Source organism: Cryobacterium arcticum (genome assembly GCF_001679725.1).
GTDB lineage: Bacteria > Actinomycetota > Actinomycetes > Actinomycetales > Microbacteriaceae > Cryobacterium > Cryobacterium arcticum_A.
On sequence record NZ_CP016282.1, the window covers coordinates 1,515,912 to 1,537,164 of the forward strand.

Below are 21,253 nucleotides of genomic sequence, written 5' to 3' on the forward strand. Positions count from 1 at the left end.
ACGTGCGCGCTGAAACGCCACCGACCGAGCAGATGACCGCCGATGTCGACTCCGTCGTCGTCCGCATCGTGGACGAGTTGACGGGTCGCCTTGCCGGGCAGTCCAGCCCGCTGGTGACCGACAATGCGGTAAGTGGCGAGCTGGAGACGCAGGTACGCGGGATCCTCACGCGAGTCTTCGACAGGCTCGGGGCCGCCGACATGCCCGGTTCAGATCCGGGACGAGACGCCGTCATCACGGCAACGGCCGGCGCTGAGATCGGCCGACGGCGCGCGGATCAGCATATTCACCCTGCGGAGAGCCTCGCGGCCGCCAATGTGCTGTTTGAAGTTGCCTTGACAGCCATCACGGAGCTCATGCCAGGACGGTGGGCCACGGCCGCGGTCGCGCTCAGCGTGCACCACGCGATCATGGAGAACGTGGTCCCGGCCGCCACCAGCTACGTCAACGTGCTCCTCGACCGCTTGTCGATCGCGCATTCCGAGGAACGACTGCGAATCTCGCGGGACTTGCACGACCGGGTGTCCCATGGAATTGCGGTCGCGCACCAACGCCTGCAACTCTCGGGACTCACCGAGGGCGGCCCAGACGATGACGGCGCCGTCAGCGTCAGAGCAGCGTTGGCCCTACTTGAATCGACTCTCCGGGAGACGCAGGCGATCGCAACCGAGCTGCGCTACCAAGTGGGATCGGGGCTGCTGAGTGATGCCATCGCCGACTTCGTCAGCGACAGTGATGCCGGAATGACCCCGATCGTCGTCTCCAACGCCGGCCGCGTGCGGCGGCTCCCGACAGGTGTGCAGGAGGAGACCTTCATCGTCGTCCGCGAGCTGGTGCACAACGCCCGCCGGCATGCGGCGGCCACCACAATCCACATCGACATGAGTTGGAGGGAACGGTCTGTCCAGGTAACTGTGCGGGACGATGGGCGCGGATTCCATCGTACGGACGTGCGCCCGGGCGCGCTCGGATTGATCGGCTCGCGCGAGCGCTGTGACGCTATCGGCGCCGAACTGTCAATCTCCTCGGCGCCAGGTTCCGGCACCACCGTGACCCTGGACATCCCCCTCAACCCGGACGTCGAATGACCCGCGCCCGGTCTGTTGTCGTCATCGACGACCACGGACTCTTCCGGGAGGGGGTGCACAGCATCCTGACCCGAGATCCTGCGCTGCACGTCATAGGCGAGGGCGCGACGAGTGACGATGTCAGGTCACTCGTCTCCGAGCTGCACCCCGACGTGTTGCTTCTCGACGTGGACATCCCCGGTGCGCCCGCGGGAACCACGGTGCGTTGGGTGCGACGAACTCATCCCAACACGGCGGTTGTGATACTCACGATGCACGCAGACCGAGTGCTCGAGGCGCAGCTGCGTGCGGCCGGAGCCACCGATTATCTCCAGAAGACCGCCGCCTCGGCCGACCTCCTCCACGCCGTGAAGACAGCACGGCCGCTGACCCCGGATGCCCTGGCGACCGATGTGTCAGACCGTGAATCCAGCCCGCTGCTCACCGCACGGGAGCTCGAGGTCCTGCGTCTGGTGGCCCTGGCTTTCTCCAACCGGGAGATCGGACTCCAGCTCACTCTCGCCGAGGGAACCGTGAAACGGCACGTCTCCAACATCTTCACCAAGCTCGAGGCGACGTCACGGATGGGCGCAGTGCGTCGGGCCGCCACTCTCGGCCTTTTCGGCTAGCTCACCGTTGCCGTCGAGCCACTGTCAACGGAGACGGCGGTCGGGCTATGGTGCCTGCACGACTGAGGTTCCGACGAGAGATCGAAGGGTGAAACGGATGGGCGACAACGACACGGTTCTCGTGGTGGCGGGGTACCAGGACATCGACACGGCCCGGCGGGAATTCCTCGCCACGGCGGCGCTCGTGCGGGCGGGAGAGCTCTCCACGCACGGCATGATCCTGGTGACCAAGAACGAGCAGGGCGAGGTGCGCCTGGAGCACACCGGCGACGACCACGGCCACACCGGCCTGGGCTGGGGCACCGGAGTGGGCGTAGTGGTCGGGCTGTTCGCCCCGGTGATGCTGGGCACCGTGGTGGTCGGGGCCGCCGGCGGTGCGCTGGTGGACGCCTTCACCGGGCATCGACTGCGCCGGGCGGTGCACGACGAGATCGGCTCCGCGCTCGTGGCGGGGTCCGCGGTGGTGATCGGGGTGTTCGCCGCCGAGCACCGGCTGGCGGTGGAGTTGCACCTGGCTGGTGCGTTCATGTTCTCCTTGGTGGAGTCCGGCCCCACCGACCTGGCCGAGCTGGAGGCCGAGCTGGACCAGGCGATGGGCAAGTTCGTTCCCGACCGCACAGTCCTGCCGATGCCCGACCGCTCCTTCGGCGGCACGGCCGGCCGTACCCTCGCCGACTCGGTCGCGGACTGGTCGATGATTCCCGGCCCGCGAGCGCCCGCGGGTGCCCCGAACGTGCTCATCGTGCTCATCGACGACGCCGGGTTCGGCGCCCCCGACACCTTCGGCGGGCCGGTGCGCACCCCCAACTTCACCCGGGTGCAGGAACGCGGCGCCACGTACAACCGCTTCCACGTCACCGCGGTCTGCTCGCCCACCCGAGCTGCGTTGCTCACGGGTCGTAACCAGCACCGGGTCGGGTTCGGGTCCATCGCCGAGTATCCCGGGCCGTTCCCGGGCTACACGGCCGCCAAGCCTCGCAGCTGTGCGGCGCTGCCGCGCATCCTCTCGGAGAACGGCTACGTGACCGGCGCCTTCGGCAAGTGGCATCTCACTCCCGACAACGTGCAGGGCGCGGCCGGGCCGTTCGACCACTGGCCGAAGGGCTGGGGCTTCGACCGCTGGTGGGGGTTTCTGTCCGGCGCCGCGGGTCAGTACGACCCCATCGTCACCCTCGACGACAGCGTCATCGGGGTGCCCACCGGTCAGGACGGCCGGCAATACTACTTCCCGGATGACCTCACCGACAAAGCCACCGAGTGGTTGCACGCCGTGCGGGCGCAGGACCCCGTGAAGCCCTGGATGATGTACTACTCGACGGGCTGTGCGCACGCGCCGCACCACGTGGCCAAGGAGTGGGCCGACAAGTACGCCGGCCAGTTCGACGACGGCTGGGACGTGCTGCGGGAGAAGACCCTGGCGCGGCAGAAGGAGCTCGGGATCGTGCCCTCGGAGACTGAACTCACCGCGCGACCCGACCTGTTCCCCGCCTGGGACTCGCTGACCGACGCGCAACGCCGGCTCTACGCCCGGCAGATGGAGGTGTACTGCGGGTATCAGGAGAATGCCGACTGGAATGTGGGACGGCTGCTGGACTCCCTCGACGAGATGAACGAGCTGGACAACACCCTGATCTTCTACATCTGGGGCGACAACGGCGCGAGCCTGGAGGGCACCACCACCGGGTCGTTCAACGAGCTGACCTTCCTCAACGGTCTCGTGCTCGACGCCGACCAACAGACCGATCTCATCGAACAGTACGGCGGCATCGACGCGCTGGGCGGCATCCACACCGCCCCGCATATCGCCGCCGCGTGGGCTCATGCCAGCAATACCCCGTTTCAGTGGGGCAAGCAGGACGCCAGCCACCTGGGCGGAACCCGTGACCCGATGGTGGTGTCCTGGCCCACGCGCCTGCGGCCCGGAGACGCGCTGCGTACCCAGTTCACCCATGTGATCGACATCGCCCCCACGGTTCTCGAGGCGGCCGGCATTCCGGAGGCGAAGACAGTGGATGGCATCGCTCAGGAGCCCATGGACGGCACCAGCTTCTTGTTCAGCTTCGACGATGCCGCCGCTCCCGAACGTCACCGAGCGCAGTATTTCGAGATGTTCGGCAGCCGGGCGATGTACCAGGACGGCTGGTGGGCCGCCTCACGGCCCGACCGCATCCCCTGGGATGTGTCGCCGGCGACGCTGGCACAGTTCGGCCCGGGCGCCGACTGGGATCCGGACCGAGACGTGGGCTGGGAGCTGTACTACCTGCCCGACGACTTCTCCCAGAGCCACGACCTCGCCGCCGAGCATCCCGACAAGGTGCGCGAGCTGCAGGAGCTGTGGTGGGCGGCGGCCAAGGAGAATCGCGTGCTCCCGCTGATGGGCGGTATGTCCGTGGTCTACGGCATCCTGCCGCCCATGCCCACCGTGACCAAGTTCACCTTTGCCGGCGACGTGCAGAATGTGCAACGCGGCATGATCCCGCGCATCTACGGCCGGTCGTATGCCATCGAAGCGCACCTCACCGTTCCGGACGGGGGAGCGCAGGGTGTGCTGGTGGCGCACGCCGACTTCATCGGCGGGTTCGCCCTGTGGGTCGATGCGGCCGGGATCCTCACCCACACGTACTCGTTCCTCGGCGTGGAAACCTATCGGCAGAAAGCGGATGCGCCGTTGGCCGCCGGCGATGTGCGGGTGCGGATGCTGTTCGAGGCCGCTGAGAACACGCCCGGCACCGGCGGCCACGTGACGCTGTTCGTGAACGACGAACCCGTCGGTGACGGCGACCTGCCGCACACCGTGCCGATCGCGTTCACCAGCTACTCGGGCATGGATATCGGCCGGGACAACGGACTCGTCGTGGATCGGGACTATGAAGACCAGGCGCCGTACGCGTTCACCGGACGAGTACATCGGGTGGTCTTCGACCTCATGCCGATGGGTCACGCCGATGAGAAGGCGCTGCACCTGCATCACGCGGTCGAGAACCTGGCCCACGGCGCCGCCGGTTGATCTGGGCCGGCGAGCGCGGTGCGTAGGCTGGAGCCATGCTTCGGCCCCGAGACCCACGCGCCGAACTGGCGGCACTGTGCGAGCGCGGCCTGGACTGGCACACCGGCGGCACCCGGGCGCTCCCGTCCGCCCAGAATGCCCGGCACGCCGCTGTGCTGGTGCTCTTCGGCGTGCTCGACGCCGTGCCGGCGCACCTGCCATCGGCCGGGACACCGGGGCCCGGCACCCTGCGCGGCGGGGTGCCCCTCGACCTCGATGTCCTGCTGCTCCGGCGCGCGCCGACGCTCGGCAGCCATCCGGGCCAGATCGCGTTCCCGGGAGGCCGGCTCGAAGCATCCGACGCCGGGCCCATAGCGGCCGCGCTCCGCGAGGCGGTCGAAGAGACCGGGCTGGATCCGGACGGCATCGAACCCCTGGGCACCCTGCCGTCGCTGCCCGTGCCGGTGAGCAACCACCTGGTCAGCCCGGTGCCGGCCTGGTGGACCCGGCCGTCGCAGGTTGCCGCTGTGGACCACGCCGAAACCGTCGAGGTGTTCCGGGTTCCGGTGGCCGACCTGCTCGACCCGGCGAGCCGGGCGAACACCGAGCACTCCGTGGGTGGCACCAGCTACCGGGCGCCGGCGTTCACCGTGGACGGCCGGTTGGTGTGGGGCTTCACTGCGATCGTGCTCTCGCGTATGTTCGACGAGCTCGGCTGGTCGGTGCCGTGGGACCCCGACCGGGTGGTGCGCCCCGACCTCTGAGCGGTGATAGACCCAACCTCTCGTCGGTCGAGCTCGTGGAGACCCCGTGAGAGCGTCTGTGTTCGCGCCCGTCGCGTCGGTCGAGCTTGTCGAGACCCGGTGCGCGGATCTCGAGGCACGTCACGAGGTCTCGACAGGCTCGACCAGCGACGGGGGCGCGACATGCAGGCACGTCACGAGGTCCCCTAAGGAAATGCACTCGTCAGGAGACCCCGTGAGAGGGTCTGTGTTCGCGCCCCTCTCGTCGGTCGAGCTTGTCGAGGCCGGGTGAGAGGGTCTCCGCCCGCGCGGTGATCGTCACGTTGGAGGGACCTCAGCGAACGGATGTGCCGGTGGCGGGAACCATCCGCTGGGTGCGGACATTATTAGGTATGACGGCAGCCCGGGGGACCAACGAGTACGAGGTGTGGGCTCGCGCCGTCGAGGGGGATGCGGGGGCGTTCGGGGAACTCTTCGATGAGCATCGTGACCGGGTTTTCGGTCACGCCCTGCGCGCCCTCGCCTCCAGACACGACGCCGAGGACGCCACCGCGATCGTGTTCCTGGAACTCTGGCGGCACCGGCGCCGAATTCGGGTGGTGAACGGGTCGGTGATCGGCTGGTTGCTGGTGACCACGAACAACGTCTGCCGCAACCAGGCCCGATCAAACCGTCGCTACCGCTTGGCCCTGTCGAAGCTCTCGGCGGAGCGCTCGCATCCGGACCCATCGGACGAGCTCGGCGCAGAGCTGGATCGCGCCCGCACCGCGCCAGGGGTCCGCGAGGTGTTCGCGCAACTCAACGCCCGTGACCAAGACATCCTCACGCTCTGCGTGCTCGAGGAACTGACCACCGCCGAGGCGGCCGTGGCCCTGCGGATCCCGATCGGAACCGTGAAATCCCGGCTGTACCGGGCCAAGAACCGCATGGCCGAACTGATGCTGCAGAACGCACCCGACGTGAGAGAGGGATGGAGCCTGTGATGACCCCGGAACCGACCGACGATCCGCGCGACCGCCCCACCGACAACCCGGAATTCGACCCCCGGCGCAGCGCCGAGATTCGCGCCCTGCTGATCCGCACGGTGGCCGGCACCCCGCGCCCGCGCCGGGCACGCTGTCCCGCCCGGCCTTCGCCCTGGCCGCGACCGTAGCGCTGCTGTTCGCCGGCGGTGTGGGCGCCGGGACGATGGTGGCCATCGACCGGTTCACCGACCCTCTTGTGGCTCAGGATGCCAGTGGCGCGGCGGAGTCCGTCGAGCCGGCGAGCGGTGAGAGCTACGGGGTCCAGAGTCTGCAGGGTGTCAGCGCTCAGAGCCAGGACGTCGCTGCCACCAGCGGCTCCGCCGATGACAGTGACCTGCCACCAAGGACCGCAGCCGACCTCATTCCGGTGCTGGCGCTGAACGGCGAGACCGGGTACGCGTATCCCAGCGACATCGACTTGGCCCGCACCAACGTGCTTCTCGACGCCGACGCAGGCTTTCTCGATGCTGTGCCCACCGGCCAGATACCGATCTACCTGGCCGACGGCGTCACTCTCCTTGGGTACGTCGATTCGTCCCGGCTCCTCCCATGAGACGCCGACGAGTGGGCGCGGCCGGCGGAGTGTTGATGCTTCTCGCCCTGCCGCTGGTCGCCTGCGCCGGGGGAGCGGCACACCCGGACGCCGGCAGCGTCGACGGGACAGCCACCGGCCTTCCTCCCGCCCCGGGCACCGACCCGTTCGGCTGCGGGATCACCGTTACGCCGGCCGTGGTCGTGGTCGGCCAGGATGTGGTCGTTTCGCGGGCGCCCGTCTCGCCGGGGGACGTCTGCACCACACTGGCTCCGGGCGCGATCCAGACAATCGAGCTGCGCTCAAGTTTCGTGAACGATGCGGCCCGGCAGACTGCGCCGGCGACCGTAGCCGCCGACGGTTCCTTCGAGGCGACGCTGACGGTGCCGCTCGACATTCGCCTCGGTCAGGTGCAGGTCACCGCAATCCCGCCCGCCGAGTCTGACTGCACCGAGGCCGCCATCGCCGCCGGCACACCCGACGACTGCTATTTTCCAGGAGCGAGCTTCACGGCGCAGTTTGCGCCAGAGACCCTCGCCGCGGTGCGGACCGTAAGCACCGACGTAGGCATGCCCGTCTTCGATACAAGCGCGCAGCTGGCCGACTCGTATGCCGTGGCCGGTCCAGGCATCGACGACCTGACTCTGGTGATCTTCGGTTCGGGATGCGCGACACGGCCGATGCTGTATCGCGACACCGCACCCGCGGGGAGGCTCGAGATCGTGAGTGAAGAGATCGTGCCCGTCGGCTCGGACGGCTGCACCGCGCAGTCAAAGCCGTGGGTCACGGTGATCGAGGTTCCCGACGCGTACCGCGACTATCGCAGTGTGAGCGTCGACAACCTCGAGACCACCCTCATCGCTCAGTGATGCTCGACTGGTGTGCGTCGGTTAGTGCGAGTCCTTCGCCTTAGCGATCGGCTCGCCTTCGACCTGGCCGCGGTCGGCCTTGGCGGCGTCCCCGCGGGTCTTTGCGAGGCTGGCGATGGTGGCCACGGCCACGGTGGCGGCAATGAAGACCAGGGAGAACCAGATCGGGATCTCGGGCACCCACAGGATGGGTTCGCCGCCGTTGATGAACGGGACCTCGTTGACGTGCAGGGCGTGGAAGACCAGCTTGAGGCCGATGAAGCCGAGGATGACGGCCAGGCCCTGGGAGAGGTAGACCAGACGTTCGAGCAGCCCGCCGATCAGGAAGAACAGCTGGCGCAGACCCATCAGGGCGAACGCGTTGGCGGTGAAGACGATGTAAGCCTCGGAGGTGAGCCCGTAGATCGCGGGGATCGAGTCGATGGCGAAGACCAGGTCGATGAAGCCGATCGCGATGATGGTGAGCAGCATCGGGGTGACGAAGCGCTTGCCATTGATCTTGGTGGTGAGCTTGTCGCGGTCGTATTCCTCGCTGACCGGCAGCACCCGGCGGGCCAGGCGCACGAAGAGGTTGTCGGCCGGGTTGCCCTCGTGGCCGCGCACCTGCATGTAGGCGAGCACGAACAGCAGGGCGCCGAAGAGGTAGAAGACCCAGGAGAAGTTCTCGATCAGGGCCGCGCCCACCGCGATGAAGCCACCGCGCATGATCAGGGCGATGATGATGCCGAACATCAGCACCTTCTGCTGATAGGCCTTGGGCACCGAGAACGCCGCCATCACGATGAGGAAGACGAAGAGGTTGTCGATCGACAGCGCCTTCTCGGTGAGGTAGCCGGCGAAGTATTCGCCGCCGTAGCGCCAGCCGGACACGATTCCGATACCGACACCGAAGAGCAGGGCAAGGCCGATGTAGAACGCCGACCAGCGGGCGGACTCACCGACGGTGGGCTCGTGGGGCTTGCGCACGTGCGCGAAGAACTCGTAAGCGAAGAAGGCGATCGTCACGGCGATGGTGATGATCCAGATGGTGGGAGTGATGTTCAAGGAGAGCTCCAGGGCATGCGTAATGGACGGAGATCAAGGTCTCTTCCACCCGGCGGCCTCTGAGGCAATCGAGCCGGCGTCCCGGGACTCTTCGTTAAGTCCGTACTGACGGGTGCGCCGCGTGGGAGTACTCCCCTTGCTTGATCAACAGTAGAGGACTTTTGCTGAGATGTCGCCCCACGCGGCCCCAGATGGCGAATCCGGCTCGTTGCCCGGGTTGCCAAAAACACGCAGCGCGGGTCAGGCGCCGCTACGCAGGTGGCACGCACCCCGCGAAACGGCGCCTGACCCGCGCAGGGGTCAAACGATTCTGATTAGTAGCGGCGCGGCGGGCGCTCGGAGCGGTCGCCCTGCTGCGGGCGGTCGTTGCGGCCGGCCGAGGCGCCGTTGTCGGCGTGGATCTCGATGAGCTTGCCGCTGATGCGGGTCGCCGAGAGGCGGCCCAGCACGTCGCCGGACAGGTCGGCGGGCAGATCCACCAGGGAGTACTCGGGCAGGATCTGGATCGCGCCGAAGTCCTCGCGGCTCAGGCCGCCCTCGTTGGCCAGCGCACCGACGATCTGGCGCGGCTCGACCTTGTGGCGCTTGCCCACCTCGATGCGGAACGAGGCCATGGCCCGGTTGCTGTCGCGTGAACGGCGCTCGGGGCGCTCGCTGCGCAGCGGACGGTCGTCGCGGCTACCGCGGTCGTCCCGGCTGCCACGGTCGTCGCGGCGCTCGCGCACGGGGCGGTCGCCGCGGTCGCGGTCGCGGTGTTCGGTGCGCTCCCGGTCGAAACGGGCCGCAGCCCGCACGTCGTCGGCGTTGAGCAGCAGGGGGGTCTCGCCCTGGGCGACCACGGCGAGGGCGGCGGCCACATCGGCCTCCGGCACGTCGTGGTGCTCCACGTAGTGGCCCACGATGTCGCGGAACGCGGCGATGCGCGCAGTCTCGCCCAGCGCCGCCGTGATGGCGTCGTCGAAGCGGGTGAGGCGGGTGGAGTTGACGTCCTCCACGCTCGGCAGCTGCATCTGGGTGAGCGGCTGGCGGGTGGCCCGCTCGATGGCGTTGAGCAGGTGGCGCTCGCGCGGAGTTACGAAGCTGATCGCGGCGCCGCTGCGGCCGGCCCGGCCCGTGCGGCCGATGCGGTGCACGTACGACTCGGTGTCGATCGGGATGTCGTAGTTGATGACGTGGCTGATGCGCTCCACATCCAGACCGCGGGCGGCAACATCCGTGGCGACAAGAATGTCGAGCTTGCCGTTCTTGAGCTGCTCCACCGTGCGCTCACGCTGCACCTGGGGCACGTCGCCGTTGATGGCCGTGGCGGAGTAGCCGCGCGCGCGCAGCTTCTCGGCGAGGGTCTCGGTCTCGTTCTTGGTGCGGGTGAAGACGATCATGCCCTCGAAGTTCTCGACCTCGAGGATGCGGGTGAGCGCGTCGACCTTCTGCGGGTAGGAGACCAGCAGGTAACGCTGGGTGGTGTTCGCCGAGGTCGTGGTCTTGTTCTTGACCGTGATCTCTTCGGGGTCGTTGAGGTACTGCTTGGAGATGCGGCGGATCGCGGCCGGCATGGTGGCCGAGAACAGCGCCACCTGCTTGTCGTCCGGGGTGTCGGCGAGGATCGTCTCGACGTCCTCGGCGAAGCCCATCTTGAGCATCTCGTCGGCCTCGTCGAGGACCAGGTACTTGAGCTGGGTGAGGTCGAGGGTGCCCTTTTCGAGGTGGTCCATGATGCGGCCGGGCGTACCGACGACAACGTGCACGCCGCGACGCAGCGCAGACAGCTGGATGCCGTAACCCTGTCCGCCGTAGACGGGCAGCACGTGCACGCCCTTCATGTGGGCGGCGTACTTCTCGAACGCCTCGCAGACCTGCAGGGCGAGCTCGCGGGTGGGCGCGAGCACCAGGGCCTGCGGGCTCTTCTGGGACAGGTCGAGGCGGGAGAGGATCGGCAGCGCGAAGGCGGCCGTCTTGCCGGTGCCCGTCTGGGCCAGGCCCACGACGTCGCGGCCGTCGAGCAGCGGGGGAATGGTTGCGGCCTGGATGGCCGACGGGGTTTCGTAGCCGACGTCCTTCAGGGCCTTGAGAACGGAGTCGCTGAGCCCAAGCTCGGAGAAGGTGATCGTCGCGCGGGCAGTGTCTGCCTCGGTCGGTGCAGTTGAATCAGGAGGCGTCATACTACTACGGTAGTCGGTCGGGCTGAGCCCCCCGTTCGTGTGCGGCCATTTTGCCTGGTTTTGGGCCGATCCGCTCGGAAATTTCTCTCCGTCCGCCGTGAGCCGGGTGCTCGAGCCGGGAACGGCCCTCGTCTGGAAGGATTCTCCCACGCCCCTTTTCTCCAGGAACGAGTCCCACCCATGAGCACCAGCACACCGTCCGGACCATTCGCCATCGTGGGCGCAACGGGTTCCCAGGGCGGTGCGGTGGCCCGGGCACTGCGGCGCCGCGGGCTGCCCGTGGTGGCGCTGGTGCGCGACACCCGGAGCGCCGCGGCCCGCGACCTGGAGTCGATGGGGGTGCTGCTGAGCGAGGGCGACCTCGACGTGCCCGAATCGTTGGACCGGTTGCTGCAGGGCGCCAGGGGACTGTTCTCCGTCGTGCTCTCCGCCCCCTCCAGCGATGCGGCGAGCGAGGTTCGCCACGGCGCCGCGCTCGTCGCCGCCGCGGAACTTGCCGGTGTGCACCACCTGGTGCACTCGTCGGTCTCGGGCTGGACGCCAGGGCACACCCGCGCGGACCGCGAGTACGACGAGGCCTACTGGAACGACAAGGAGGCCGTGAAACGGCTCGCCCGGGAGTCCAGCATCCCGATCGTCACCCTGCTCAAGCCGGCGATCTTCATGGACAACTTCGTGCCGCCCCGGCTGGCCGGAATGTTCCGGGAACAGGCGGAGGGCGTGCTCGCCGGGGCGACCGCCGATCACATCGAACTGCCCCTCGTCGCCGTCGACGACATCGGCGAGGCCGCTGCCACGGCGTTCCTGGACCCCGAGGTGTTCGACCGGGCCGAGGTCGAACTCGCCGGCGACGTGCTGACCTTCCCACAGATCAGCCGCATGCTCTCCCACGCCCTCGGCCGCACGCTCCGCTACGAGCAAGTGCCGGCCGAGGTGCTCATCGACCGGGGCCACCATCCGGCCTGGGTGGCCAAGCAGGTCTGGTACGAGGAGATCAACCATCGGGCCCGCCCCGAGCACAGCGCCGTGTTCGGTCTGCGCCCCCGCAGCTTCGCCGACTTCCTGGCCGGGTACACCGGTACGATTCGATCCTGACGCTCACAGACAAGGGGACAGCGGATGCTTGAGATGCGACCGAATTGCGAGTGCTGTGACCGGGACCTGTCCCCGTCGGGCGATGACGCCCTCATCTGCTCCTTCGAATGCACCTGGTGTGCCGACTGCGTGCGCTCGTTCCCCGACGGGGCCTGCCCGAACTGCGGCGGCGTGCTGGTGCGGCGGCCGAGCCGTGCCGCACACAAACTCCTGTCGGCTCCGGCGTCGACGACCCGGGTGCTCACGCCCGGCTGCGCGGCATCGGCGGCGGTGGCTCCGGCGCTGTAGAACGGCCGCCGCACTGGCGGAGGCCGCGTCCCGGGCGCAGAATGACGCGAGAGAGGCGTTACTGGGCGAGGGAGGTCGTGCTCATGGTGTGGTTCTGGGTGCTTCTGGTGCTCGCCCTGATCCTCCTGATCGTGCTCCTGTCGTTCTCGATCCGGGTGGTCACCCAGTACGAACAGGGTGTGCTGCTGCGGTTCGGCCGGCTCGTCGGGGTGCTCAAGCCCGGGGTGCACCTCATCATCCCCTTCGTGGATGTCATGACTCGGGTGTCCTTACGTATCGTGACGCTGCCCATCGAGTCGCAGGGCATCATCACGCGCGACAACGTGAGCGTCGGGGTGTCCGCGGTGGCGTACTACCGGGTTGTGGACTCCGTGAAGTCTGTCGTGGAGATCGAGAACGTGCAGGCGGCGATCGAGCAGATCGCCCAGACCACCCTGCGCAAGGTGGTGGGCCAGCACGCCCTCGACGAGACGCTCTCGAACACCGCGGTGCTCAACGTGAACGTGCGCGAGATCCTGGACGCGCAGACGCTGGGCTGGGGAGTCGAGGTCACCCTCGTGGAGCTCAAGGACATCCTGCTGCCGGAGAGCATGAAACGGTCGATGGCCAAGCAGGCCGAGGCCGAGCGGGAGAAGCGCGCCAAGATCATCAACGCCGAGGGCGAGCAGCTCGCCGCCGCCAAGCTCGGCGACGCGGCCGACACGATGATGAAGCATCCGATCGCCCTGCAGCTGCGGAACCTGCAGACCCTGGTGGAGATCGGCGTCGACAAGAACACCATCGTGGTCTTCCCCGCCCCGCTGATGAGCACCATCAGTGAACTGGGCACCTTCCTCGCCCGGGAGACCCGCAACTCGGCCGTCTCCCCGGCGGACACCGACTGACCGGCACCACCGGGCGCGCCGTGTCGTGACCCGGCGAGGCTCGGATCGCGGGAGGATGTCCCCATGGCCAATACTGAGCAGCAGCCCTGGGTGAAGCACTACCAACCGGGCGTGCCCGCCGAGATCGATCTGCCCACCACCTCGCTCGTGGAAATGCTCGAGCACGCGGTGGCCGAGGCCGGCGACCTGCCGGCGCTGGAGTTCTTCGGGCGCCGCACCACGTACACGGAACTCGGCGACCAGGTCGACCGGGCCGCGGAGGGCCTGCGTCTGCTGGGCGTGCGGGCCGGCGACCGCGTGGCGCTGATCCTGCCCAACTGCCCGCAGCACGTCGTGGCGTTCTACGCGGTGTTGCGCCTGGGCGGCGTGGTCGTGGAGCACAACCCGCTGTACACCTCCCCGGAGTTGCGGCACCAGTTCGAAGATCACCAGGCCCGCATCGTGATCGCCTGGGACAAGGTCGCCCCCACCGTGCGCGCATTCCCCGCCGACATCGAGATCGACCACGTCATCTCGGTGAGCCTGCTGCAGGAATTCCCCACCCTGAAGCGCCTGGCCCTGTACCTGCCGGTGAAGAGCCTGCGCGAGTCCCGGGAGGCGCTCAGTGGCGCGGCCCCTGGTACGACGCCGTGGAAGGAACTGCTCACGCACGGTGCCATCGACCCGACGCATCCGCGACCAGGCCTGCACGACCTGGCGGCCATCCAGTACACCTCGGGCACCACCGGCCGGCCCAAGGGCGCCATGCTCACGCACTACAACCTGCACTGCAATGCGCTGCAGGGTGAGGCCTGGATGCACGGTGCCGAGTACCGCAAGGAGATCTTCTACGCGATCCTGCCGATGTTCCACTCGTTCGGCCTCACCCTGTACCTCACCTACGGCATCCACAAGCAGGCGCTGCTCGTGCTGTTCCCGAAATTCGATCCCAAGCTCGTGCTCGACGCCATGAAGAAATCGCCGGCCACCGTGTACTGCGCCGTGCCGCCGATCTACGAACGCACCGCGCTCGCCGCGAAGGAGCGCGGCGTCTCGCTGCGGTCCTGCCGCTTCTGCATCTCCGGCGCCATGAACCTGCCCGACCACGTGGTCGAACTGTGGGAATCGGTGTCCGGCGGGCTGCTCGTGGAGGGTTTCGGTATGACCGAGGCATCACCGGTGGCGCTCGGCAACCCGTTCTACCCCACCCGCAAGCCCGGCACCGTCGGCATTCCGTTCCCGTCCACCCTGATGAAGGTCACCGACATCGACGACCCCACCGTCGAGGTGCCCCACGGACAGCCGGGAGAGCTGCTGATCAAGGGGCCGCAGGTGTTCCAGGGCTACTGGAACAACCCCGAAGAGACCGCCAAGACCCTCACGCCGGACGGGTGGCTGCGCTCGGGTGACATCGTCACCCAGGACGACGACGGCTTCGCCACCATCGTGGACCGGGCCAAGGACCTGATCATCACGGGCGGGTTCAATGTCTCTCCCACCGAGGTGGAGACCGTGCTGCGGCTGCACGCGTCGGTGATGGACGCGGCCGTGTTCGGCAAGCCGCTCGAACGCGGCGGCGAGCTGGTCGTGGCCGCGGTGGAGCTCGAACCCGGCGCCACCCTGGACGAGAAGGCCCTGCAGGACCACTGCCGGGAGCACCTGGCCGCCTACAAGATCCCGCGCCGCATCGTGCAGATCACCGAGACCCCACGCTCGATGCTGGGCAAGGTGCTGCGCCGCAAGGTCCGTGAACAGGTGTTGCCCGCCCTTTGAGCCACGGGCTCCGGTGCCTGGCCTGGCTGCTTCACCCTGAGCGGGTGACGCGGCCAGGCCGCTCTGGTTGAACACTGGCACTTTGCGCCCCCTAGCGAAGTGGAGTGGATGATGACCGACACCGTCGACGAACTCGGACCCGTGGACTGGATCGTGGTGGAGTTTCCGGGCAGCAGCTTCAACGGATCGATCGCCCCGGAGCTCACCTCGCTCGTCGACCGGGGCCTGATCAAGATCCTGGACCTGTTGATCCTCAAGAAGGATGCCGCCGGCGGGCTGGACATCGCGGAACTCTCCGACGTCGAGGACGGTGAACTCGGCGAGCTGCGGGCGTTCGAGACCGAACTGGCGACCCTGCTCAGCGAGGAAGACGTGATCGCCGCGGCCCAGGCCATCGAGCCGGGAAGCAGCGCCGCGCTCCTGGTCTGGGAGAACCTCTGGGCGGCCCCGTTCGGGTCGGTCGTGCGCAAGGCCGGCGGGCAGCTTGTGGCGAGTGGACGCATCCCGGTGCAGGCGCTGGCGGCCGCCATCGAGGCCGACGAAACGCAGGAGGCCTGAGATGCCCATCGCTGCGCGGAGGGTAGGACGGCCCCGGGTGATCGGCGCACCCGTCGTGCGCACCGCCGCGACCGTGGGCACGGCGGCCGTCGTGGCGCACGGGGTGCGTCGGCGCGGCGACCGCAGGGAAGAACGGCGCGAGCGGCGCTGAGCCGGCAGCGGCGCGGGTGGGTCTCGCGCCGATCTCGCTAGCGGGCCGCGGCCACGAAGGCCGTGGCGAACGCCCAGCGCGGGCTGCTCACCCCTGAGCACATATAGGCGGGGATACCGCCGGTGCAGGGCTGATCTCGAGTCATCTCCCACCAGCCGAGGCCGGCCAGCCCGTTGGTGCGTGCGAAGGCACCGACCGTGGTGGCGTCGGCCAGGCCGAACACCTCGCCGGCCACGTCGTTCTGCCCGACCATCGGGGTGACGGCCACGAGGGACAGTCGTTGTGCAGCGGTGAGTCCCGCGAAGGCCGGGACGATGCCGAGCTGGGCGGCCGTCGACGTCGCGGCGGCGATGGCGGCAGCGCCCATGTTCCGGGTGCCGTCGCCGTAGTCCATGGCCATCACGTTGACCGCGGAGAGCGTGACGCCCGCCGTGGTGAATTCGGTGATGGTGCGCAGGCCGTTCTGCAGCAGTCCGGTGGGCATCACCGGCAGGGTCAGTGTGACCTGCAGCGGATGCCCGGCGGCGGCGCGCTGGGCCTGGAGGGCGGCCACGGCCGTAGCGCGTCTCTGGTTGGCAACGGAGTCCGAGACGTCCGCGCCCTCGATGTCGAAGTCGATCCGGTCGAGGGAGAACCGGGTGACCACCTTCGTATAGGCGGCGAGGAGGGTGCTCGGGCTGGTGCAGACCCGCGCGAGTTCGTCATTGATCGCGCCGCCGAAGGAGGCGACGAACCGGCCGCCGCCGGACTGGAAGGCCGCGATGGTGGCCAGCGAGTCCCCGGTAGAGCCCACGGCATAGTCGGTGTACCCGGCCCAGGTGGGGCTGCAGGGGGCGCCGCGATCGGCCACGATGAATGCCCCGGTCACCGCGTTGACGCCGGCCTTGGCCGCGAAGGCCGGTAGGTCGGCGGTGGGCCAGAGTCCGAGGTCCACGTAGGGAGCGACCAGGAGGCTGCCGGTCGGTGCCGGTACTGCCGGCGTCGCTGTCGCCGTGGGAGCGGGTGTCGCTGTGGGCGTCGTGGAGGGGACGGTCGTCGGCGTTGCGGTCGGCGTGGGCGTGGCCGTTGCGGTGGGCTTCGGCGTGGGCGTGGGCGTGGGCGTGGGCGTGGGCGTGGGTGTCGGTGTCGGTGTGGCCGTCGCCGTCGCCGTCGGCGTGGCACTGGCTGTCGGCGTGGGCGTGGTGGCGCCGAGTGAGCCGTTGATGCTGCAGGGGATGGTGGCGGCTCCCGCAGGCAGGCCGATCACGGTGCATCCGGAGGGAACGAGCGGTGCCGTGCCGACCTTGAGGGAGGTCAGGCCGAACGAGGTGGCGGCGCCGGCGGCGAGCGCGGGAGCCCAGGACGGACCTGTCACCGAGAACCCGCCGGTGGCCGGGGCAACGACACCGTTCCACAGGGTGTTCACCGTGTGGCTGTAGCTGAACGTGAGCTGCCACGGGCTGAGTTTGGTGCCCGAGCTGTTGCGCACGCTGACCTCGGACTGAAATCCGGTCGTCCAGACGTTGGTGTTCGTCCACGTCACCGCGATCGCCGCGGGTGCCGCGGCCAGGGCCGGAACCGCGGTTCCGGCGGCGAGTCCGAGGGTGAGGAGCATGGCGGTGCCGGCGGCGATCGCGATCGGGCGAAGCCGGCGGAAGGGTGACTCGTTCACGGTGTGTCCTCTGCGTGCATGCGGTGGGCGGCGTAGTAGTCAGTACTATCGTCCGTCGCGACGGCGCGGTCAGGCGGAACGCACGAAAAGGGCGGCTCCCCGAAGGGAGCCGCCCAGCCTCAGTGTTCAGTTACGAACGGTGAGAGCCGTAGAGGTCAGTCGCCGAGGAGCGCGTCCAGGGAGATGCCGCCCAGGGTGTCGTTGACGGCGGAGTCGACGGCGTCGTTGATCTCGGCGCCGAGGTCGCCTCCGGTGACGTCGCCACCGGTCACATCACCGATGTCGGTGCCGTTGCCCGAGACGACCGGTGCGTCGACCGGTACGTCGACCGGTGCGTCAACCGGTGCGTCGACCGAGGTGTCGTTGCCCGAGGCGATGGGCGTGTCGTTGCCCGAGGCGACCGGTGCGTCGATGCCATTGGCGACGTTGTTGCCTGAGGCCACATCGCCGATGTCGCTGTTGAGTGAATCCTCAACGACCGGGCCGCTCACGAGGGGGCCGTTGACCAGGCCGCCATTGGCCACTCCACCGTCGTTGACGGACGTGTCAGTGCCGGAGACATCCGTGCCGGAGACGTCGGTGCCCGAAACGTCGGCGCCGGAAACGACCGGTGCCAGGATGCCGGTTCCGGTGTTGCCCGTGATGGCATCGCGCAGGATGTCGTCAATGAGCTGGGTGCTCGTCGAGGACGACGAGCTGTCGGTCTGTGCGGGGGAGCTGACGTTCTCGATCTCCGCAGCCTGGGCGGGGGCGACGAGTCCGCCCACGATGAGGGCTGCTGCAGCTCCGGTTGCCCCGAAGATGCCGATTCGCTTGGTGATGTTCTTCACAATGAACTCCAATTCGTTAGTTCTGCTCCGGCCTCGGAGTAATCCGGGCCGCAGTGGTGGTCCGGAGCGCGAGCCTGCCCGGATTGGTCCTGTGGGCGGAGCGGGGCGGTAATCCGGCCGCTCGGCACCGGCGTGCGCAGCCTGACTCAGGCCGAGATCGCTGTCGTGGCGGCGATCGCCGTCGCTGTCGGAGAGGGCTGAAAAAACTGGAGAAAAATTCTGGAGAAATCCAAACCGTTGACTTTGCGACAATCAGCGATATATCGTTGAGTATCGTGGAAATCCCACGAGAAGTCTTCGCCGACTGGCGATGACTACGTGAAAGGACGATGCGAGCATGAAGCGCTTCCACCACACAGGCAACCCGGGATTCGGTCCGTCGGAGTTCACTCCCGACCTGCACCGGGCCCATCATGATTCACCCCAGGAGCGGGGCAGGGGTTTCGGCCGCGGCTTCGGCCCCGGCGGACCGGGCTTCGGCGGTTTCGGCCCCGGATTCGGTCCCGGCGGACCCCGCGGATCCCGTCGCGCCAACCGCGGCGATGTCCGCTCCGCCATCCTGTCGCTCCTGGCCGATGGTCCATCGAATGGCTATGGTCTCATCCGCGCCATCGAGGAGAAGACCGGCGGCGCGTGGCGCCCCAGCCCGGGCTCCATCTACCCGACGCTGCAGCAACTCGTCGACGAGGAACTCATCGCGCCGACCGGTGATGGCCGGCGCACCGATTATGAGCTCACCGAGGCTGGGCGTGCCTACCTCGCCGAGCACGCTGACGATCTGAAGAAGGCCTGGGATGCTACTCCCGGGCAGTCCGATGCCGATGCCGCCTTCCACGAGAGTGTCGGCAAGCTGTTCGGGGTCGTGCACCAGTTCCGTGCCTCGGCCACGGATGCCCAGCGTGCCGCCGCGACGGCCAAGCTCGATGAGGTGCGCCGAGCGCTCTACCTCATCCTCGCGGACTGACCGGCCGGGCGGCCGGGCCGGTTTCCCGGCCCGGCCGCCGGGGGAGCGGCGCCATTGGCCGAACGTTGCCCTGTTGGAGAAGAATCTGTTGCCACGGTGTTGGCCGGAGGGCGACAATGGCCGCATGACCCTGGTCCTGAACCTCGTTCGTTCCGCGGTCGCGCCGCTGACCCGCACCCGGCTCTTTCGCCGGGCGGCACCGGTGGCCCTGCCTCCGATCGAGGATTTCCTCGGAGTCGTCAGCGGAGGCCGGTTGCAACTGAGCGCGCTGCTCGTGCACTCGCTGGTGCTGCACTCGACGGGCGCCAGGACCGGGGCCGCACGCACGACCCGGTTGATGTACACGCCGGACGGCCACGGCCGGGCGATCGTGGCCGGCACCAGCTTCGCGCGGGCCCGGCATCCGGCCTGGACCTACAACCTCATCCGGAATCCGCGGGCGGTCGTCGACGTGCGCGGCCGACGCCTCACGGTGGTCGCCAGCCTGATGAATCGGGGACAGCGCGAGCGGGCCTGGTTCCTGATCGAGAAACAGTGGCCCGGGTACCGCGCCTACGAACGCAACTCGGGTCGAACGGTGCGGTTGTTCCTGCTCCGGCCCGTCGCCGAGTCGCCCCGGGGGACGGTCGGGACCGCCTTCAGAAGAAGTGACAAAACGGATTTTGGCAAGGGGGTAGCGGCAATCGCAAAAATGATTTCACTAATTTTATGCATCCGAATTGAACGGCGGCGGCCGATATTCAGCGTAAATGTCACGGGGATTACCGGATTGACCAGGGATTGAGAAGACTTCCAGCCGCACAGCGCTGACGCAAGAGGGTGCGCCGCATTCGGAGGACCTTGCTGGCAAAAGGTGAGCATCCGTCCAGAAACGTCCTGCATGGTGGTCACTTCGCCCGGGCAGGTCCCGCCCGAGAGCCGCCGGACCAGAATCGCTTCGGCACCCCAGCATCCGCGATTCATCTTGTGAAAGTCATACGTAACCTTGATATTCCGCTTACCCCGCAACCCAGCTTCCCGTCCCCCCGCCTCCGATACCTCTCTCCGTGCCACCTCCACCGACCTGGTCGGCCGAGGTGATGCCCGAGCTGCGAAGAGTCACCGGACCCGGGTGACGCGTCGATCCGCCGCCGCACTGGCCGTGCTGTCGATCGGTGCGATGGTCGGCACCGGTCTGGTGCTTGAGCCGGCCATGGCCGCCCAGAATGACCGGGTCGCCGAGACTGCCGCCCTCACCGCCAGCACTGGACGGCACGCCGAACAGCTCAGCGCCTACAGCAACATCGTCGATGCCCATGCCGAAAAGGCCGCCGAAGGCACCCTCGCCGGCGCGAACGGGGTGATCTCGGCCGCGCAGAACAAGGCTGACGCCACCAAGCTCGCCACCAACGTCGCCATGCTCAGCAACTACCAGCAGCTGGCGCCCGAGCGCATCTACGATCTCGTCGACGCCACCAATGCCGAGGTCGCTCCCGTGCAGGCTGCCACCGCCGAGGCCGATCGCATCGCCGCCGAGCAGGCCGCCGCGGCGGCCGCTGCGCAGGCTGCCGCCGAGCAGGCCGCCGCCCAGAAGGCGGCCGAAGCCAAGGCGGCCCAGGCCGCCCAGGCCGCTCAGTCCGCTCAGGCCGCACCGAAGGCCAGCAGTGCTCCGGCGGCGTCGGCTCCGACCAACCCGAGCGGGGCCCAGGCCATCGCCCGCGACATGATGGCGTCCAAGTACGGTTGGGGTTCGGACCAGTTCGCCTGCCTCGTCAGCCTGTGGAACAAGGAGTCCGGCTGGAACGTGAATGCCTACAACGCCTCGAGCGGAGCCACCGGCATCCCACAGGCGCTGCCCGGCAGCAAGATGGCTTCGGCCGGCTCCGACTGGGCCACCAACCCGGCGACCCAGATCTCCTGGGGCCTCGGCTACATCTCGGGCAGCTACGGCACGCCGTGCGCCGCCTGGTCGAAGTCGCAGTCGGTGGGCTGGTACTAGCCGCCGCTCGCACGTACAGAACCACCGGCCGGTCGGTCGGCACCGGGA

At 68.3% G+C, this 21,253-nt stretch carries 21 protein-coding genes; 17 read left to right on the forward strand and 4 right to left on the reverse strand.

The genetic code is table 11. The features are described from left to right. Positions 1-2: 2 nt before the first annotated feature. The 8 genes from PA27867_RS06715 (at position 3) to PA27867_RS06750 (ending at position 7,851) form a co-directional block, all read left to right on the forward strand. Positions 3-1,088: a sensor histidine kinase gene (locus PA27867_RS06715; RefSeq protein ID WP_167550825.1), complete on the forward strand. Its 1,086-nt coding sequence runs from the start codon at positions 3-5 to the stop codon at positions 1,086-1,088. Further along, a complete protein-coding gene (locus PA27867_RS06720) occupies positions 1,085-1,696 on the forward strand; it encodes a response regulator (protein WP_066594660.1) in 612 nt (203 codons plus the stop codon). The genes PA27867_RS06715 and PA27867_RS06720 overlap by 4 nt, the downstream gene beginning before the upstream one ends. Before the next feature lie 97 nt (positions 1,697-1,793). Continuing rightward, on the forward strand, positions 1,794-4,703 hold the full coding sequence (locus PA27867_RS06725) for an arylsulfatase (RefSeq protein ID WP_066594662.1): 2,910 nt from the start codon (positions 1,794-1,796) through the stop codon (positions 4,701-4,703). 35 nt (positions 4,704-4,738) lie between these two features. After that, on the forward strand, positions 4,739-5,446 hold the full coding sequence (locus PA27867_RS06730; RefSeq protein ID WP_066594664.1) for an NUDIX hydrolase: 708 nt from the start codon (positions 4,739-4,741) through the stop codon (positions 5,444-5,446). Positions 5,447-5,778: 332 nt separating this feature from the next. Further along, the gene (locus PA27867_RS06740) at positions 5,779-6,408 is read left to right on the forward strand and encodes an RNA polymerase sigma factor (RefSeq protein ID WP_236900859.1); all 630 of its coding nucleotides are present in this window, start codon (positions 5,779-5,781) and stop codon (positions 6,406-6,408) included. Further along, positions 6,408-6,578, forward strand: coding sequence for a hypothetical protein (locus PA27867_RS20580; protein ID WP_157109147.1), 171 nt, complete (start codon positions 6,408-6,410; stop codon positions 6,576-6,578). The genes PA27867_RS06740 and PA27867_RS20580 overlap by 1 nt, the downstream gene beginning before the upstream one ends. Before the next feature lie 35 nt (positions 6,579-6,613). Next, positions 6,614-7,003, forward strand: a complete 390-nt coding sequence (locus tag PA27867_RS06745) for a hypothetical protein (protein WP_157109148.1) — start codon at positions 6,614-6,616, stop codon at positions 7,001-7,003. After that, positions 7,000-7,851 (forward strand): hypothetical protein, encoded by an 852-nt coding sequence (locus PA27867_RS06750; protein WP_157109149.1) that lies wholly within the window; start codon positions 7,000-7,002, stop codon positions 7,849-7,851. Before PA27867_RS06745 ends, PA27867_RS06750 begins: the two co-directional genes overlap by 4 nt. A gap of 21 nt (positions 7,852-7,872) precedes the next feature. Here the strand turns inward: PA27867_RS06750 and PA27867_RS06755 are convergent, their stop codons facing one another. Both PA27867_RS06755 and PA27867_RS06760 read right to left on the reverse strand, forming a co-directional pair. Continuing rightward, positions 7,873-8,895 (reverse strand): TerC/Alx family metal homeostasis membrane protein, encoded by a 1,023-nt coding sequence (locus tag PA27867_RS06755; protein ID WP_066594674.1) that lies wholly within the window; start codon positions 8,893-8,895, stop codon positions 7,873-7,875. 314 nt (positions 8,896-9,209) lie between these two features. Next, positions 9,210-11,054 (reverse strand): DEAD/DEAH box helicase, encoded by a 1,845-nt coding sequence (locus PA27867_RS06760; protein WP_066594676.1) that lies wholly within the window; start codon positions 11,052-11,054, stop codon positions 9,210-9,212. Positions 11,055-11,234: 180 nt separating this feature from the next. Between PA27867_RS06760 and PA27867_RS06765 the strand changes: the two genes are divergently transcribed. From PA27867_RS06765 to PA27867_RS20585, 6 genes are all read left to right on the forward strand, one after another. After that, positions 11,235-12,149: an NmrA family NAD(P)-binding protein gene (locus tag PA27867_RS06765; protein ID WP_066594677.1), complete on the forward strand. Its 915-nt coding sequence runs from the start codon at positions 11,235-11,237 to the stop codon at positions 12,147-12,149. Positions 12,150-12,182: 33 nt separating this feature from the next. Beyond that, the gene (locus PA27867_RS20235) at positions 12,183-12,437 is read left to right on the forward strand and encodes a DUF1272 domain-containing protein (protein WP_236900903.1); all 255 of its coding nucleotides are present in this window, start codon (positions 12,183-12,185) and stop codon (positions 12,435-12,437) included. Between the two features lie 83 nt (positions 12,438-12,520). Continuing rightward, positions 12,521-13,321, forward strand: a complete 801-nt coding sequence (locus PA27867_RS06770; protein WP_066599281.1) for a slipin family protein — start codon at positions 12,521-12,523, stop codon at positions 13,319-13,321. 63 nt (positions 13,322-13,384) lie between these two features. Then, positions 13,385-15,073 (forward strand): long-chain-fatty-acid--CoA ligase, encoded by a 1,689-nt coding sequence (locus PA27867_RS06775; protein ID WP_066594679.1) that lies wholly within the window; start codon positions 13,385-13,387, stop codon positions 15,071-15,073. 108 nt (positions 15,074-15,181) lie between these two features. Beyond that, positions 15,182-15,631: a DUF6325 family protein gene (locus PA27867_RS06780; RefSeq protein ID WP_236900860.1), complete on the forward strand. Its 450-nt coding sequence runs from the start codon at positions 15,182-15,184 to the stop codon at positions 15,629-15,631. A 1-nt stretch (position 15,632) separates the two neighbouring features. Continuing rightward, the gene (locus PA27867_RS20585; protein WP_157109150.1) at positions 15,633-15,782 is read left to right on the forward strand and encodes a hypothetical protein; all 150 of its coding nucleotides are present in this window, start codon (positions 15,633-15,635) and stop codon (positions 15,780-15,782) included. A 37-nt stretch (positions 15,783-15,819) separates the two neighbouring features. Here the strand turns inward: PA27867_RS20585 and PA27867_RS06785 are convergent, their stop codons facing one another. Further along, positions 15,820-17,433, reverse strand: a complete 1,614-nt coding sequence (locus PA27867_RS06785; RefSeq protein WP_066594684.1) for a cellulose binding domain-containing protein — start codon at positions 17,431-17,433, stop codon at positions 15,820-15,822. Positions 17,434-17,588: 155 nt separating this feature from the next. After that, complete coding sequence (locus PA27867_RS06790; RefSeq protein ID WP_157109151.1) at positions 17,589-18,263, reverse strand: hypothetical protein; 675 nt, start codon at positions 18,261-18,263, stop codon at positions 17,589-17,591. 337 nt (positions 18,264-18,600) lie between these two features. On the opposite strand from PA27867_RS06790, the gene PA27867_RS06795 reads away from it, so the two are divergent. The 3 genes from PA27867_RS06795 to PA27867_RS06805 all read left to right on the forward strand — a co-directional run bounded on the left by PA27867_RS06795 (position 18,601) and on the right by PA27867_RS06805 (position 21,205). Continuing rightward, positions 18,601-19,227: a PadR family transcriptional regulator gene (locus PA27867_RS06795; protein WP_084020817.1), complete on the forward strand. Its 627-nt coding sequence runs from the start codon at positions 18,601-18,603 to the stop codon at positions 19,225-19,227. Positions 19,228-19,351: 124 nt separating this feature from the next. Beyond that, positions 19,352-20,011 carry a nitroreductase/quinone reductase family protein gene (locus PA27867_RS06800; RefSeq protein ID WP_066594688.1) on the forward strand — a complete coding sequence of 220 codons (660 nt, stop codon included), beginning with the start codon at positions 19,352-19,354 and terminating at the stop codon, positions 20,009-20,011. Positions 20,012-20,338: 327 nt separating this feature from the next. Then, entirely contained in the window at positions 20,339-21,205 is an 867-nt protein-coding gene (locus PA27867_RS06805; RefSeq protein ID WP_066594690.1) for a hypothetical protein, read from the forward strand. The last annotated feature ends 48 nt before the right edge of the window (positions 21,206-21,253 follow it).

Coding starts and splice junctions, on each gene's coding strand:
- PA27867_RS20580 (WP_157109147.1), top strand. CDS start 6,408: ATGACCCCGGAACCGACCGACGATCCGCGCGACCGCCCCACCGACAAC.
- PA27867_RS06800 (WP_066594688.1), top strand. CDS start 19,352: ATGACCCTGGTCCTGAACCTCGTTCGTTCCGCGGTCGCGCCGCTGACC.
- PA27867_RS06765 (WP_066594677.1), top strand. CDS start 11,235: ATGAGCACCAGCACACCGTCCGGACCATTCGCCATCGTGGGCGCAACG.
- PA27867_RS20235 (WP_236900903.1), top strand. CDS start 12,183: ATGCGACCGAATTGCGAGTGCTGTGACCGGGACCTGTCCCCGTCGGGC.
- PA27867_RS06775 (WP_066594679.1), top strand. CDS start 13,385: ATGGCCAATACTGAGCAGCAGCCCTGGGTGAAGCACTACCAACCGGGC.
- PA27867_RS06720 (WP_066594660.1), top strand. CDS start 1,085: ATGACCCGCGCCCGGTCTGTTGTCGTCATCGACGACCACGGACTCTTC.
- PA27867_RS06725 (WP_066594662.1), top strand. CDS start 1,794: ATGGGCGACAACGACACGGTTCTCGTGGTGGCGGGGTACCAGGACATC.
- PA27867_RS06795 (WP_084020817.1), top strand. CDS start 18,601: ATGAAGCGCTTCCACCACACAGGCAACCCGGGATTCGGTCCGTCGGAG.
- PA27867_RS06750 (WP_157109149.1), top strand. CDS start 7,000: ATGAGACGCCGACGAGTGGGCGCGGCCGGCGGAGTGTTGATGCTTCTC.
- PA27867_RS20585 (WP_157109150.1), top strand. CDS start 15,633: ATGCCCATCGCTGCGCGGAGGGTAGGACGGCCCCGGGTGATCGGCGCA.
- PA27867_RS06770 (WP_066599281.1), top strand. CDS start 12,521: ATGGTGTGGTTCTGGGTGCTTCTGGTGCTCGCCCTGATCCTCCTGATC.
- PA27867_RS06730 (WP_066594664.1), top strand. CDS start 4,739: ATGCTTCGGCCCCGAGACCCACGCGCCGAACTGGCGGCACTGTGCGAG.
- PA27867_RS06780 (WP_236900860.1), top strand. CDS start 15,182: ATGATGACCGACACCGTCGACGAACTCGGACCCGTGGACTGGATCGTG.
- PA27867_RS06760 (WP_066594676.1), bottom strand. CDS start 11,054: ATGACGCCTCCTGATTCAACTGCACCGACCGAGGCAGACACTGCCCGC.
- PA27867_RS06745 (WP_157109148.1), top strand. CDS start 6,614: ATGGTGGCCATCGACCGGTTCACCGACCCTCTTGTGGCTCAGGATGCC.